Origin of the sequence: Paenibacillus sp. FSL R7-0204 (genome assembly GCF_038002225.1) — a bacterium.
Lineage (GTDB): Bacteria > Bacillota > Bacilli > Paenibacillales > Paenibacillaceae > Paenibacillus_AQ.
Genome location: NZ_JBBOCA010000001.1, coordinates 6,185,762 through 6,198,739, shown reverse-complemented (window position 1 = coordinate 6,198,739; position 12,978 = coordinate 6,185,762). Strand labels below are relative to the sequence as shown.

Sequence of the window (12,978 nt, the reverse complement as noted above, 5' to 3'; positions counted from 1 at the left end):
GATGGGTGCACCGTTTGATTTAGGTTTTGTCTTCTCGTTCCTGCCCAAGCTGCTGACTACGCTGAGCACCACGCTGCTGATCGTAGCCTGTTCGCTGCTCGCAGGGATGATTGTCGGATTTATCGTTGCGCTTCCCCGCCTGTATAAGGTACCGGTCCTGAAGACCTGCGCTGAGGTGTACATCTCTTTTTTTCGGGGAACGCCGATTCTAATTCAATTATTCCTGTTCTATTACGGTCTGCCTGAGGTGCTGAAGCTTGTGAATCTGGATATGACGCGGACTCCGGTGCTGGTGTTCGTGATTCTGACCTACGGTCTGCATACCGGGGCCTTCATGTCGGAGATGATCCGCGCTTCAGTGACAGCAGTCGATAAAGGCCAGGTGGAAGCGGCTTATGCTACGGGGATGACCTCGTACCAGGCTTTTACCCGTATTGTGCTGCCTCAGGCGCTGGGAATTGCGATTCCCGTCTTCTCGAACCTGGTCATAGCGCTGCTGAAGGATACTTCGCTGGCGTTCACGCTGGGAGTGATGGAGATGACGGGCAAGGCCCAGACCTTGGGCAGCGCGACCCAGCATTTCATTGAGACGTATATTGCGCTTGCCCTTATCTATCTTGTGATTAGTTTTACGATTGAAAAGCTGCTGCTGGTTGCGGAGAAGCGTCTGCTCAAGCATGAAGCCCGGGATAGCCCGGCCAAGAAGCGGTTCACTCTTCAGCGAAAATCGTCCTACCGCACAATTGTCGCGGATATGGGAGCGGGTAAAGGAGGCGGTGCGTAATGAAGCTGGACCCATCTTTTATCTGGACGGCATTCCTGCAGATTCTGGGAGCTATTCCTACGACGCTGTATATCACGGTTGTGTCGGTGTTGGCAGGCTTCATGATCGGTACGGTGGTGGCCCTGATCCGGATTTATAGAGTCCCCGGGCTGTATCCGCTGGCCGTAGGGTATGTCACGTTCATCCGCGGCACCCCGATGCTGACGCATCTGCTGCTGATCTATTTCGGGCTGCCGATGATTATTGACGGGCTTGCTGCACAATTCGGCTGGAGCTTCCGCTCGGTATCGATCCCGATGATCGGCTTCGCCTATATCTCCTTCTCCATTACGGCGGGTGCCTATATGTCCGAGGTGGTGCGCTCCGGTCTGCTGGCGGTGGACCGCGGTCAGCTCGAAGCGGCCCATTCCATCGGAATGAGCACTCCCCAGGCGCTGCGGCGGATTGTGTTCCCCCAGGCGCTGGCGGCGAGCCTGCCGAATCTGTCGAATTCCGTGATCGGGATGCTGCACGGGTCTACGCTGGCTTTTACCGTATCGGTGGTGGACATCAATGCCCAGGCGCAGATTGTCGCTTCAACCAACTGGAAGTTCTTCGAGGCTTACCTGGCGGCGGCGCTGATCTTCTGGGGACTGACGTTCCTCATCGAACGGGCAACGGCCCTGATCGAAAAAAGGATCAATCTGTATAACCGGGGGGGAGTCGCGTGATTAAGCTATCGCAGCTATCGAAGTCGTTCGGGCGCCATCAGGTGCTGAACCATATTGATCTGGAGGTATCCAAGGGGGAGGTGGTCGTCATTCTCGGCCCCAGCGGCTCCGGCAAAACAACCCTGCTGCGCTGCGTGAATGTTCTGGAGAAGCCCAGCAGGGGCGAAATCTCCATCGGGGACTTCAAGCTGGACTTCCGGCATGCCCGCAAGAAGGATATCCACCAGCTCCGGCAAAAAACGGCTATGGTCTTCCAGCAATACAATCTGTTCCGGCACAAAACCGCGCTGGAGAATGTGATGGAAGGTCTCCTGATCGTCAAGAAGCTTCCGAAGGAGGCGGCGAGAGAGAAGAGCATCGCCCTGCTGGAGAAGGTGGGACTTGGTGCGAAGCTGGATGCTTATCCGAGCCAGCTCTCCGGCGGCCAGCAGCAGCGGGTCGGGATTGCCCGTGCGCTCGCACTGGAGCCGGAGGTGATCCTCTTCGACGAACCGACCTCTGCACTGGACCCGGAGCTGGTGGGTGAAGTGCTTGCGGTCATTCGTAAGATCGCCAAGGAAGGGATTACGATGATTGTGGTGACGCATGAAATGGGATTCGCCCGCGATGTAGCGAACCATGTGGTGTTCATGGACGGCGGAGTGATTGTTGAGGAAGGTACACCCACGGAGGTATTCAACCATCCGCGTGAAGAACGAACGAAACAGTTCCTGAAGCGGATTACGCCGGAGCTGAACTATTCCATCTAGGAGGCATATCTATGGCAATCACAATCAGCGTACTTGACCAAAGCCCGATTTATCCGGGGGAGACGCCGGAAGAGGCTTTCCAGCATACAATCAGGCTGGCGCAGCTGTCGGAACGCCTCGGCTTCCGCCGCTTCTGGGTATCGGAGCATCATGATTCCGAGCAGGTAGCCGGATCTTCTCCTGAGGTGCTCATCTCACACCTGCTGGCTAAGACGGAGCGTATCCGCATCGGCTCCGGCGGGATTATGCTTCAGCACTACAGCCCCTACAAGGTGGCTGAGAATTTCAACGTGCTGGCTACGCTGGCCCCGGGACGGGTGGACTTAGGGGTAGGACGCGCTCCCGGCGGCCTGCCGCGCAGCACGCAGGCATTGCAGCAGGGCGGCGGGGAAACTGCTTCGTTAACGGACAAGATTGTGGAGCTGGAAAAGTATGTGCATAACCGGCTGGAGGCGGAGCATCCGCTGCACGGGCTGAAGGCAGGTCCGCTCCCCGGCATCCCGCCGGAGCTGTATGTGCTTGGCGCCAGTGTCGCCAGCGCCGAGATCGCGGCCAGCCTGGGCTTGCCATACGTGTTCTCCCTGTTCATCGGCGGCGATCAGACCGTTGCCTTAGAGGCGGTGCGGGCTTACCGCAACGGCTTCAATCGAAGCGGCGGGCAGGAGCCGCAGGTGATTATCGCGCTGGCTGTCATCGTGGCCGATACGGAAGAGGAGGCCGGAGAATTGGCCGGAGCGCATAAGCTGATCCGCATCCGTTTCGCCAGCGGCAAGACCCTGACTCTGGCCAGCCGGGAGCAGGCCGAGGAGTTCACACGCCAGAGTGAGGAAGCGTACACGCTGGAGGAGCGGGAGCCTGAGATTACCAAGGGGACGAAGGAGAACGTACGTGAGCAGCTGCTGGCGTTGGCCGAAGCTTCCGGGGTGGATGAGTTCATCGTCACCACTAACGTGCAGCCCTTCGATAAGCGGCAGCGTTCCTTCGAGCTGCTGAGTGAGGCGCTGGCCGAAGTGCCAGCGGAGGCATCCCGCTAATGACAAATTCAGCCACGGAATCTGCGGCACAGGAAGTACAGGCGTTATCGTTCAAGGAGCGGCTGGTTGAAATCAGGCGTCATCTGCACCGGCACCCGGAGCTGTCAGGGGAAGAGATTGAGACTACGGCATACATCACCTCGCTGCTGAAGCAGGCGGGGGTGAAGGTTGCAGACTACGGGCTGAAGACCGGGGTTATTGCCGAAGTCGGCGGTCAGCAGGGCGGGCCGGTGATTGCGCTGCGGGCTGACATTGACGCCTTGCCGATCCAGGAGGAGACCGGACTGCCGTATGCCTCACTGTATCCGGGCAGAATGCATGCCTGCGGGCATGACTTCCATACGGCAGCGCTGCTTGGAGCTGTGTATCAGCTTAAGGAGCGGGAGAGCGCCTTGAGCGGAACGGTTCGCTTCCTGTTCCAGCCTGCCGAGGAGAAAGCGAAGGGGGCACAGCAAATTATCGCAGCCGGAGGGCTGGATCAGGTGCGCGCAGTGATCGGTATGCACAATAAGCCGGATCTGCCGGTAGGGACCCTTGGCATTAAGGCCGGTCCGCTGATGGCAGCCGCAGACGGCTTCGCTGTCAGTATCCGGGGCTTCGGCTCTCATGCGGCCGTGCCGGAGGCCGGAATTGATCCTATTGTAGCCGCCTCGCATATTGTAACGGCGCTGCAGTCGATCGTCAGCCGTAATGTGGGCAGCCTGGATAGCGCAGTAATCAGCGTCACGCAGATCCACAGCGGCAATTCGTGGAACATCATCCCGGACACGGCGGTGCTGGAAGGAACGATCCGCTCCTTCGATGAAGCGGTGCGCGGCAAGGTGCTGAAGCGGTTCGAGGAGGTGGTCACGGGTGTGGCTGCTGCGCTTGGTGCCGAAGCCAGCGTGCGCTGGATCGGCGGGCCGCCGCCGGTCATCAACGATGCGCTGCTGGCCCGGCTTGGAGAAGAGACGGCGGTGAAGCTGGGCTATACCTCCGTGCAGCCGGTGCCGTCACCGGCCGGGGAGGACTTCGCCTTCTATCAGCGGGAGGTTCCCGGATTGTTCGTCTTCACGGGTACAGCCGGCAGCCGGGAATGGCATCATCCCGCGTTCGATCTGGACGAAGCAGCGCTGCCTGTAGGTGCAGAATTCTTCAGCGATCTGGCGGTACGTGTACTTGAGCATCTGGCGGCGGAGAGGGGTGCAGATCATAGCGGAGCGTTCTGATTATGATGTCATTATTGTTGGTGCAGGCTCCATGGGCATGAGCGCAGGCTACCATCTGGCCCGGCGCGGTGTGAAAACACTGCTGATCGATGCCTTCGATCCGCCGCATACGGAAGGAAGCCATCACGGGGAGACCCGGCTGATCCGGCACGCCTACAGCGGCGATCCGGCCTATATTGACCTGGCGCTCCGTGCCCAGGTGCTGTGGGAAGAGGCGGAGGCAGAGAGCGGTCTCAAGCTGCTGGCTCCGTCAGGTGTGCTCAATCTGGCAGACAGCAAGGTGTATTCCTTCACCGGACGTCTGGAAGAGGCGCGGAAGCGGAAGGTCCGGGCTGAGCAGCTGGATGCCGAGGAAATCTGCCGCCGCTGGCCAGCCCTGAACCTCCCCGAATCCTTCGAGGCGATGTATGAGCCGGATGCCGGTTACCTATACAGTGAGCGGTGCATTACCGCTTACCGTCAGCTTGCACTGGCTTACGGTGCGGAGCTGCTGACGAATACTCCTGTGCTGAAGGTGACGGCCCGCGAAGGCAGTGTCACGGTCCATACGAAGAACGGCGATTACCATGGAGCGGCTGCTGTTCTTAGTGCCGGGGCCTGGTTCAGTTCATTGTCGCCCTTCGTTAACTTGCCGATTAAGGCCGTTCGCAAGGTAGTAGGCTGGTTCGGGAGTACGCCGGACTTCGAGGCCGGGAGGTTCCCCGGCTTCACGCTTGGTTCAGAGGATGGCGGGTTCTACGGCTTCCCCAGCATAGGCGGGGCAGGACTGAAGATCGGCCGCCACGACACGGGCGAAGAGTGGGAGTCCGGTGAACCGCTGCATCCGTTCGGCAGCCTGGAGAGTGATGAAGGCGACCTCCGCCGGGTTCTTGAAGCGTATATGCCTGGCGCAGCCGGGCGTCTGCTTAAGGGCTCCGTCTGTAAATATGAGCATACGCCGGATGAGGATTTCATCATCGACCGCCATCCGGCTCACAGCCATGTGCTGCTGGCCGGAGGCTTCTCGGGACATGGCTTCAAATTCTCCAGTGTGGTTGGAGAGATTCTCGCGGACATGGCTGTTCAGGGACATACCAGGCAGAATATAACTCCGTTTGCGTTGTCGCGCTTCTCGGCCGGCCCTGATCAGCAACCATCAAAACTAACAATGGAGGGACAATAAATGAGCAGTGCGGATGTGGAGCTAACCAGCTATTTGAATACACATGAGCAATTGGTGCAGGCGCTGGAGGGGGTATCCGAAGAACAGCTGAGGTGGAAGGCGGAGCCGTCAAGCTGGAGCGTGACCGAGGTGCTGGCCCATTTGGCGGATCACAGCATCGTAGTCTCCTTCCGTATCCGTGATATTCTGGCGGATACGAAGGTTCAGCTTCCGGCATTCCAGCAGGACGCATGGGTCAGCGGACAGCATAGTAATCAGGGGCAGACTGCAGACAGCCTGGAGCTGTTCCGCAGTCTGCTGCATTACAACAGTCTGCTGCTCGGAAGACTTATCCCCGGAGAATGGGAGAAAAGCGGGATTAACTTCAAGGGCGAGACGGTGCGTATTAGCGATATTGTCCGCGGCTTCACCGCCCATGTAGAGAGGCATCTGGCCCAGATAGAACGAGTGAAGCGGGAGGCGCAGGCTAGTCAAGCTGCACAAGTTGCTCAAGCTTCGAAGCAAGCGGCGTTGTAACCATATTCTATGAGGAGGAATGAACATGACGAAATCAAGACAGGTGAAGCTGGGTGCCCTATTGCACGGAGTGGGAGGAAGCACCTCCATGTGGCGCCATCCCGATGCGAAGCCCGATGCCAGTGTGAACTTTGAGTTATACAAGGAGTGGGTACGCAAGGCAGAAGAAGGCAAGCTGGACCTGATCTTCATTGCCGACGGCCTGTTCATCAATGAAAAGTCCATTCCTCATTTCCTGAACCGCTTCGAGCCATTGACCATTCTTAGTGCATTGGCGGCGGTCAGCAGCCGGATTGGTCTGGTCGGTACCTTATCAACCTCCTACAGCGAACCGTTCACGGTAGCCCGGCAATTCGGCTCCCTGGATGTGATCAGCAGCGGACGGGCTGGCTGGAATGTGGTGACTTCGCCGCTCGAAGGCTCTGCACTGAATTACAGCAAGAAGGAGCATCCTGATCATGGCAAGCGGTACCGGATTGCTGCCGAATATCTGGAGGTGGCACGCGGGCTGTGGGATTCCTGGGAGGATGATGCTTTTGTGCGGAACAAGGAGACAGGCGTCTTCTTTGATAAAAATAAGCTGCACACGCTCGATCACCAGGGTGAATTCTTCTCGGTGAAGGGACCGCTCAATATCGCCCGCTCGAAGCAGGGACAGCCGGTGATTTTCCAGGCAGGCTCCTCGGAGGTTGGCAAGGATTATGCCTCAACCGTGGCAGACGCCATCTTCACCGGCCATGATACCCTGGAATCAGCGCAGGCATTCTATAAGGATGTGAAAAGCCGGGTGGCCTCATTCGGCCGCAATCCCGATGAAGTGCTGATCTTCCCGGGAGTAGCACCAATTCTGGGGGCTACCCCGGAGGAGGCGGAGCGCAAATATCAGGAGGTGGCCGGACTGGTAACGATCGAGAATGCGCTGAACTATTTGGGCCGATTCTTCGAGCATCATGACTTCTCACAGTATCCGCTGGATGAGCCGTTCCCGGATCTGGGCGATCTTGGCCGGAACAGCTTCCAGAGTGGAACGGACAAGATTAAAAAGGACGCCAGAGAGCAGGGCTTAACCCTGCGTCAGGTTGCCTTGCAGTCGGCTACACCGCGCAGCAGCTTCATCGGTACGCCGGAACAGGTCGCAGATCAGCTGCAGGCCTGGTTCGAGGGCGGGGCAGCCGACGGCTTCATGCTGGCCGCTGCTGTACCGAACGGACTGGAGGAATTCGTGGATCAGGTAGTTCCGATTCTGCAGGAGCGCGGACTCTTCCGTACCGAATACGAGAGCGATACGCTGCGGGGAAATCTTGGCTTGCCGGTTCCGCAGAACCGTTATACCCAGACTTCTGAACCGGCCGGGCAGGTGTAACACAGGCAGATAATTTAGGACATTTATAGTTACAGCACCACAAAAAGGATGCCTTCCCTGATTGACAGGGAGGCATCCTTTTTGCAATTACGGACGATACCGTCAGCTTACTTCCGGTTACGGAGGCGTTCCAGCTCGGCGTCCACCGCGCTGTTCATGGAAGAGTCATGAGCGGCTGCGGCCAGTCCGGCTTGCTCGGCCATGGCTTCCTGCATGGCGATCTTGTCTTCCATCCGTTCGAATCCGCGTGAGGCTGTGCCATTGTTCAGCACCTGCCCGGGATAGCCTGCCGGAGAAGCGGTGCTGTAAGCCTGGGCTGCTTGCTTGATCTCCGTAGCTTTGCGGGCACGTTCAGCCAGCTCAGCTCTTTTGGCTTTGAGGCGTTTCTGTTCTTCCTTAACACTGGCCAGCTGTTCTTCAAGGGAAGCCAGCGCAGCCTGAGTCTCCTTCAGTCCGGCAGTGCATTCCTGTTCGCTCTCCGTGTAGCGGAGCTTAGCCATTACCGCCAGGCGGGCAGCAGGTTCATTGCCCTCGCTCATGAACTGGACTGCTTCCGCTTCACTGCGCTCTGCGAGCACCTTGTATTCGTAGATCCGGCGCTCCAGCACACTGGCTGCTGCCTTGAGTTCACGCTGTTTGCCTTCGGCATTAGCGATCTTATCCTCCAGATCCCGCAGGTATTGACCAGTTAGCAGGATTGGATCTTCCAGTTTGTTCAGTCCTTCATGAATAGCAGCCTTGGTTAGTGTTGTGATTCTTTGGAATATGCTCATTGTAATGATCTCCTTTATATGTGGGTTAGTTAAGGTATGACGCAAGTATTTAATAGAAGGAATTAGTAGTTGAAGCTGTCATCGAATCCGCCGTAGGATTCTTGAGGGATAATAAGACTGCCGATGATATAGAGAAAAATAACAGTACCGAAGCTGAAAAACGTAGCGACAACAACAAGCAATCTTACGAGGGTCGCATCAACGTTCAAATAGCGTGCCAGTCCTCCGCATAAACCGGTGAGCTTCTTGTCTGTTAAGGAACGGGTTAATTTTTTTGTCATAATGAATCTTCCTCTCTTATTAGATGACCGCCGGTAGCCGGCGTGTTCATTTCCGTTGTCTATGTATGTATTGTACGAATTTATCCTTTCCGGCAAAACGGCCTGCAGACTGTTCTTTGTTCCCGACCTTAGTCGGGGATGGGAACCGCAATAGGACGGGGAGAGGCCGGGCAAAAACGTTAGATGCACGCAGCCGTGCGGATTTTACACAATGGGGAGCTGAGGTTCATCCGGGGTTAACACTGGAGGATTAGACTGAACTCTAGCGTAGCCTAACTAACATACGGGAGGACTAGCCATGGGGATTCACAAGTATTTTCGCTCACTGAATGAGCTGGAGCGCATTATCCGCTGTCCGGGCAAATTCAAATTCGAGGAGCATAGCGTTGCGGCCCATTCCTGGAAGGTCGTGCAATACGCGAAGACGCTGGCAGATATTGAAGAGAAGCACGGTGCGGTGATCGACTGGAAGAAGCTGTACGAGATCACGAGCAGCCATGATTACGGAGAGATTTTTATCGGGGATATCAAAACGCCGGTGAAGCACTCCTCGCTCCAGCTCAGATCATTGATCCAGCAGGTGGAGGAGGGCATGATCGACAACTTCATCAAGGAGCATATTCCGGATGAATTCAAAAGCATCTTCTACCAGCAGCTGCGCGAGGGTAAGGATGAGTCGCTGGAGGGACTGATTCTGGAGGTTGCGGATAAGATGGATCAGGTGTATGAGGCCTTCGCCGAGCTGCAAAGAGGGAACACGGAGAAGGAATTTGTAGTGATGTACCGTAATGCGCTGATCAAGATCAAGCATATTGACCTCAAGTGCGTAGATTACTTTCTGGCAGAGATTCTGCCGGACATGGTGAACGAGGAGACGCTGTCTCCGATTGATATTAGGCAGATTACGGAAGAGGCGCTGGCTCTGTAGAGGAGCTGTGGCTCTTTTTTTGATACCAGACGGCTGATCCGTTAAAAGCAATATGCAGCGGAATGGTCAGCACCAGTGACTCTGTAACCTGCGCGAACAGCCCGAAGAAGATCCCTCCGCTCAGCGCGAACAGCATAAACCGGATACTCTCGCGGTTCAGCCGGTAATACTGCAAATGGGACACGGCGAACAGGAACGCAGTAAGGAGAATAGCGCCGCTGACATCGATGATTCCCGTGGCATGGAGCTGTCCAAGCGACGGATGCTGGGCGAGAATGGGCAGAACCAGCCCCCGGAAGGCAATCTCTTCAAAAATCGGGAAGCACAGCACGAAGTTGACCGTATTATAGGTGCCCACTGGATTATAGCCGGAGGATCGGGAGAGGATCAGGTTCACAAGCAGTATGATAAGGAACAGCGGAAGCACTCTCATCACCTGATGCGGCATGCCAAACGTATAACTGTCACTCCAGAGAACGCTTCCAGCAATCAACGCGGCTCCCCAATAATAGATTGTATACCGCACCTGTGCCCTGGCGACCAGCCCGAGAATCCGCTCGATGATCCGGTAGGAAAAAGACAGCAGTACAGCGATAGCGCATAACTTCAGTAATAGCATGAATGTTAATCCTCCTGAGATGGTGAAAGTGTTATAATAGGTGAAAGTGTTATAATAAAGGAAAAATAAGGATGGTGCATTCCTGTTGCAGTATTTCAATCTTATACCCATTTCCGTTACGCTAGTCTGGTTCGGCATTCTGCTACTGATCGTATGGATCGTAGACTTCTTACAGGCCGGGTCCCTGGAACCGCTTCAAGCGGGTAGCCTCCGGGAGCGGACTAAATCTATCCTGGCGGATATTCTGATCTTTGCTGCCTTGAACGGTTTGCTTATGTATGTTCTTCATCCGATGAATCATCTGCTGCTGATTTCGCTGGCTGCTGCGGGACTGCTTGTTACATACTATTTGTCTTCAAAAGCGGACAGGAAGCGCTTACCCTTCCGGCCCTGGATCTTGCTGATCCACGTTTTGCTCGGCGTCAGCTTTTACCTGCTGTTCGGGATGCTGCTGCTGGGCAAGCTGATCGTTACCTATAACCTTAACATGACGAATCAGTTTGATATACTCTTTTTTGTCTATAGCCAGGACCGGCCGGTGGTGTACGGAGTGCTGCTGATTATGGCTGTGCTATATTTCATAATCGGGAAGCTGCTGATGCGTCCTCTATATAGCTGGTACACAGCGATTTATTACCGAGGCTCCAAATAGCCCCCGGACCCTTGGAGGGGCCGGAGGCTGCTTTTTCACACCTGAAAACGATATCCCGCTCCCCACACAGTCTGGATATATCGCGGGTTGCCGGGGTCCTGCTCGATCTTGTCGCGCAGCCTGTTGATATGGACAGCTACGGTAGCGTTATCGCCCATGGCATCGAAGCCCCAGATCCGTTCGTACAGGGAATCCCGGCTGAAGACGATGTCCGCATTGACAATCAGGAAGTGCAGCAGGTCGAATTCCTTCTTCTTCAGCTCCAGCTCCTGGCCGTGCAGATAGGCTCTGTGCGATAAGGTATGAATGATGAACGGACCACTCTCGATCCGGCTCTCTGTGCTGTTACCGCTCATGCCCTTAAGTCGAGCATACTGAGCCAGATTGGATTTGACCCGGGCCACTAGTTCACCTGGTGAAAACGGCTTGACGATATAATCATCGGCCCCAAGCCCCAAGCCTCGGATCTTGTCGATGTCCTCCTGCTTGGCCGTGACCATAAGGATAGGAATATCGAGCTGGCTCCGCAGCTTGCGGCACACCGAGAAGCCGTCTTCCCCAGGCAGCATCAGATCGAGCAGAATAAGCTGGAATTGTCCTGCAAGCGCCAACTCAAGCCCGGTGATGCCATCCTCGGCAACCTCCACCGTGAAATCATTAATTTCCAGGTAATCCCGCTCGATCGCTGCAATTGCACTATCATCTTCAATGATTAATACTTTGGTCATAGCAAGTCCCCTTTATCCAGCACTGGCAGTGTGATAATGATGCACAGGCCCCCTGCGGGGGAGGGCTGCGCCTGAATACTTCCGCCCATCCGGCTGACGGCTTTGGCTGTGATTGCCAGCCCCAAGCCGCTGCCCTTAGTCGGGTTATTGCGCGAAGGATCGCTGCGGTAGAACACATCAAACAGCTTATCCAGGGCATTTTCCGGCACCCCGGGTCCGTTATCCTCCAGATAGATGAACACATCGCTTCCTTGTACTTCGGTACGGATGGATACCTGGACACGCTCCTCGAGCTTGTATTTCCAGCTATTCTCCAGAATGTTGAACACGATGCTGCTGAGCTGTGCCGGATCGGCGTAAATATACACATCTGCAGCCAGTGCAGCAATGGCTACATCCAGCCCCTTCTCCCTGTATTCTTCGGCAGTGACCTTGATTAAGGAGAGGAGCTCCTGATTGACCTCCAGCACCTCTGGTTCATAGGGATAATCGCCCAGATCCATTTTGGAGAAAAGAAAAATTTTGCCGACCATCCGGTCAATATCCTCTGCTTTGGTCTTGATCATGGTGATATATTTCTTCTGGGATTCAGGGGTCGTGGCCACCCCATCCAGCAGTCCTTCCGAATACGCACGGACAGAGGTCAACGGGGAACGGAGGTCATGCGATATCCCGGCAAGCAGCTCCTTGCGGCTCTCCTCCTGCCTCTGGATCAGGCGCTGGGATTCCTTGAGACGGATAGCCATGTCATTGAAATCCTCACAGACAGGAGCGAATTCGTCCTTGTTCCCGTAGTGGATTCTAACATCCAGATTGCCGTCCCGGATCTGATGAACCCCGTCTGCCAGCGTATCCAGAGGCTGCTTGATCCGCTTGAATACAAACCGGGTAAGAAATTGATTCGTTATAAATACCGCAGAGATGATCCCCAGCGTGATCAGAATCAGGAAGGTAACCATCGCCGGAGTGACTTGTCCGTCCGTATAGTCCGAGGCCGTGCCGATGATGCTGACAGTATAGGCTCTGCCCTTAACCCGGATCTGTTCAGCAAAGACCTCCTTGTTCGAGGTAGAAGCGAACCCTTGTCCATCCATGGCGCTGACGATCTGCAGCAGCTGCTCTGTCTCCGGGGTCTCTTTAAAATTGAAGCTGATCAGCCTTGCCGCAGAATCGTAAACGGCCAGACTCATGTCCTCCGGCTTCAATATCTCTTCGATCTGGCGGCGGAGTTCATCCTGCTTCTGCTTCTCACCGTTCCTCAGCAGCTCGGCAGACAACTGAACCAGATCATCGTATCCGGTATAGAACGGGCCCTGCTTATCATGCTTTGATACCTTGAACAGGAGGGACACACTAACAAAAGCAATGAACAAGGAAATACATACGGGGATCACAATCATCAGGATATTAGAGATGAATAAGCGCCGCTTAATGGTCATACCCGGTTCCTTCCCGCAGACATTTTATCGTA

Annotated in this window: 15 protein-coding genes; 10 read left to right on the top strand and 5 right to left on the bottom strand. The window is 55.6% G+C overall.

Going from position 1 to position 12,978, the window contains the following annotated elements; all coding sequences use genetic code 11:
* The first annotated feature begins 1 nt into the window (after window position 1).
* The 8 genes from MKX42_RS26755 to MKX42_RS26720 are packed head-to-tail and all read left to right on the top strand — an operon-like array spanning window position 2 to window position 7,526.
* Window positions 2–784 (top strand): amino acid ABC transporter permease, encoded by a 783-nt coding sequence (locus MKX42_RS26755; protein ID WP_340755955.1) that lies wholly within the window; start codon window positions 2–4, stop codon window positions 782–784.
* Window positions 784–1,494 (top strand): amino acid ABC transporter permease, encoded by a 711-nt coding sequence (locus MKX42_RS26750; protein ID WP_340755953.1) that lies wholly within the window; start codon window positions 784–786, stop codon window positions 1,492–1,494. The genes MKX42_RS26755 and MKX42_RS26750 overlap by 1 nt, the downstream gene beginning before the upstream one ends.
* Window positions 1,491–2,243 (top strand): amino acid ABC transporter ATP-binding protein, encoded by a 753-nt coding sequence (locus MKX42_RS26745; protein ID WP_340755952.1) that lies wholly within the window; start codon window positions 1,491–1,493, stop codon window positions 2,241–2,243. The genes MKX42_RS26750 and MKX42_RS26745 overlap by 4 nt, the downstream gene beginning before the upstream one ends.
* An 11-nt stretch (window positions 2,244–2,254) precedes the next feature.
* Complete coding sequence (locus MKX42_RS26740; protein ID WP_340755950.1) at window positions 2,255–3,277, top strand: LLM class flavin-dependent oxidoreductase; 1,023 nt, start codon at window positions 2,255–2,257, stop codon at window positions 3,275–3,277.
* Entirely contained in the window at window positions 3,277–4,485 is a 1,209-nt protein-coding gene (locus tag MKX42_RS26735; protein WP_340755948.1) for an amidohydrolase, read from the top strand. The genes MKX42_RS26740 and MKX42_RS26735 overlap by 1 nt, the downstream gene beginning before the upstream one ends.
* Window positions 4,442–5,647 carry an N-methyl-L-tryptophan oxidase gene (gene solA / locus MKX42_RS26730; RefSeq protein WP_445669393.1) on the top strand — a complete coding sequence of 402 codons (1,206 nt, stop codon included), beginning with the start codon at window positions 4,442–4,444 and terminating at the stop codon, window positions 5,645–5,647. Before MKX42_RS26735 ends, solA begins: the two co-directional genes overlap by 44 nt.
* On the top strand, window positions 5,648–6,163 hold the full coding sequence (locus MKX42_RS26725) for a DinB family protein (RefSeq protein ID WP_340755946.1): 516 nt from the start codon (window positions 5,648–5,650) through the stop codon (window positions 6,161–6,163). It begins immediately after the preceding gene.
* A gap of 25 nt (window positions 6,164–6,188) precedes the next feature.
* Window positions 6,189–7,526, top strand: coding sequence for an LLM class flavin-dependent oxidoreductase (locus MKX42_RS26720; protein WP_340755944.1), 1,338 nt, complete (start codon window positions 6,189–6,191; stop codon window positions 7,524–7,526).
* A 107-nt stretch (window positions 7,527–7,633) separates the two neighbouring features.
* Here MKX42_RS26720 and MKX42_RS26715 read toward each other — a convergent pair whose 3' ends face one another.
* Both MKX42_RS26715 and MKX42_RS26710 read right to left on the bottom strand, forming a co-directional pair.
* On the bottom strand, window positions 7,634–8,299 hold the full coding sequence (locus MKX42_RS26715; protein ID WP_340755942.1) for a PspA/IM30 family protein: 666 nt from the start codon (window positions 8,297–8,299) through the stop codon (window positions 7,634–7,636).
* 62 nt (window positions 8,300–8,361) lie between these two features.
* The gene (locus MKX42_RS26710; RefSeq protein WP_340755940.1) at window positions 8,362–8,580 is read right to left on the bottom strand and encodes a PspC domain-containing protein; all 219 of its coding nucleotides are present in this window, start codon (window positions 8,578–8,580) and stop codon (window positions 8,362–8,364) included.
* 298 nt (window positions 8,581–8,878) lie between these two features.
* Here MKX42_RS26710 and MKX42_RS26705 point away from each other — a divergent pair, with 298 nt between their 5' ends.
* On the top strand, window positions 8,879–9,508 hold the full coding sequence (locus MKX42_RS26705) for a YfbR-like 5'-deoxynucleotidase (RefSeq protein WP_036691104.1): 630 nt from the start codon (window positions 8,879–8,881) through the stop codon (window positions 9,506–9,508).
* On the opposite strand, the gene MKX42_RS26700 is transcribed toward MKX42_RS26705, so the two are convergent.
* Complete coding sequence (locus MKX42_RS26700) at window positions 9,483–10,127, bottom strand: CPBP family intramembrane glutamic endopeptidase (protein ID WP_340755939.1); 645 nt, start codon at window positions 10,125–10,127, stop codon at window positions 9,483–9,485. The two genes, MKX42_RS26705 and MKX42_RS26700, sit on opposite strands and share 26 nt — an antisense overlap.
* Window positions 10,128–10,212: 85 nt before the next feature.
* Here MKX42_RS26700 and MKX42_RS26695 point away from each other — a divergent pair, with 85 nt between their 5' ends.
* Window positions 10,213–10,779 carry a hypothetical protein gene (locus MKX42_RS26695; RefSeq protein WP_340755938.1) on the top strand — a complete coding sequence of 189 codons (567 nt, stop codon included), beginning with the start codon at window positions 10,213–10,215 and terminating at the stop codon, window positions 10,777–10,779.
* Between the two features lie 35 nt (window positions 10,780–10,814).
* On the opposite strand, the gene MKX42_RS26690 is transcribed toward MKX42_RS26695, so the two are convergent.
* Together MKX42_RS26690 and MKX42_RS26685 are read right to left on the bottom strand one after the other, a co-directional pair.
* Window positions 10,815–11,507 (bottom strand): response regulator transcription factor, encoded by a 693-nt coding sequence (locus tag MKX42_RS26690; protein ID WP_340755936.1) that lies wholly within the window; start codon window positions 11,505–11,507, stop codon window positions 10,815–10,817.
* Window positions 11,504–12,946, bottom strand: a complete 1,443-nt coding sequence (locus MKX42_RS26685) for a sensor histidine kinase (protein ID WP_340755934.1) — start codon at window positions 12,944–12,946, stop codon at window positions 11,504–11,506. The genes MKX42_RS26690 and MKX42_RS26685 overlap by 4 nt, the downstream gene beginning before the upstream one ends.
* Window positions 12,947–12,978 lie beyond the last annotated feature (32 nt).

What these genes read in the sequence shown, in the direction of transcription:
- MKX42_RS26755 (WP_340755955.1), top strand. Translation starts at nt 2, where the DNA reads ATGGGTGCACCGTTTGATTTAGGTTTTGTCTTCTCGTTCCTGCCCAAG.
- MKX42_RS26750 (WP_340755953.1), top strand. Translation starts at nt 784, where the DNA reads ATGAAGCTGGACCCATCTTTTATCTGGACGGCATTCCTGCAGATTCTG.
- MKX42_RS26740 (WP_340755950.1), top strand. Translation starts at nt 2,255, where the DNA reads ATGGCAATCACAATCAGCGTACTTGACCAAAGCCCGATTTATCCGGGG.
- MKX42_RS26735 (WP_340755948.1), top strand. Translation starts at nt 3,277, where the DNA reads ATGACAAATTCAGCCACGGAATCTGCGGCACAGGAAGTACAGGCGTTA.
- MKX42_RS26725 (WP_340755946.1), top strand. Translation starts at nt 5,648, where the DNA reads ATGAGCAGTGCGGATGTGGAGCTAACCAGCTATTTGAATACACATGAG.
- MKX42_RS26720 (WP_340755944.1), top strand. Translation starts at nt 6,189, where the DNA reads ATGACGAAATCAAGACAGGTGAAGCTGGGTGCCCTATTGCACGGAGTG.
- MKX42_RS26715 (WP_340755942.1), bottom strand. Translation starts at nt 8,299, where the DNA reads ATGAGCATATTCCAAAGAATCACAACACTAACCAAGGCTGCTATTCAT.
- MKX42_RS26710 (WP_340755940.1), bottom strand. Translation starts at nt 8,580, where the DNA reads ATGACAAAAAAATTAACCCGTTCCTTAACAGACAAGAAGCTCACCGGT.
- MKX42_RS26705 (WP_036691104.1), top strand. Translation starts at nt 8,879, where the DNA reads ATGGGGATTCACAAGTATTTTCGCTCACTGAATGAGCTGGAGCGCATT.
- MKX42_RS26700 (WP_340755939.1), bottom strand. Translation starts at nt 10,127, where the DNA reads ATGCTATTACTGAAGTTATGCGCTATCGCTGTACTGCTGTCTTTTTCC.
- MKX42_RS26690 (WP_340755936.1), bottom strand. Translation starts at nt 11,507, where the DNA reads ATGACCAAAGTATTAATCATTGAAGATGATAGTGCAATTGCAGCGATC.
- MKX42_RS26685 (WP_340755934.1), bottom strand. Translation starts at nt 12,946, where the DNA reads ATGACCATTAAGCGGCGCTTATTCATCTCTAATATCCTGATGATTGTG.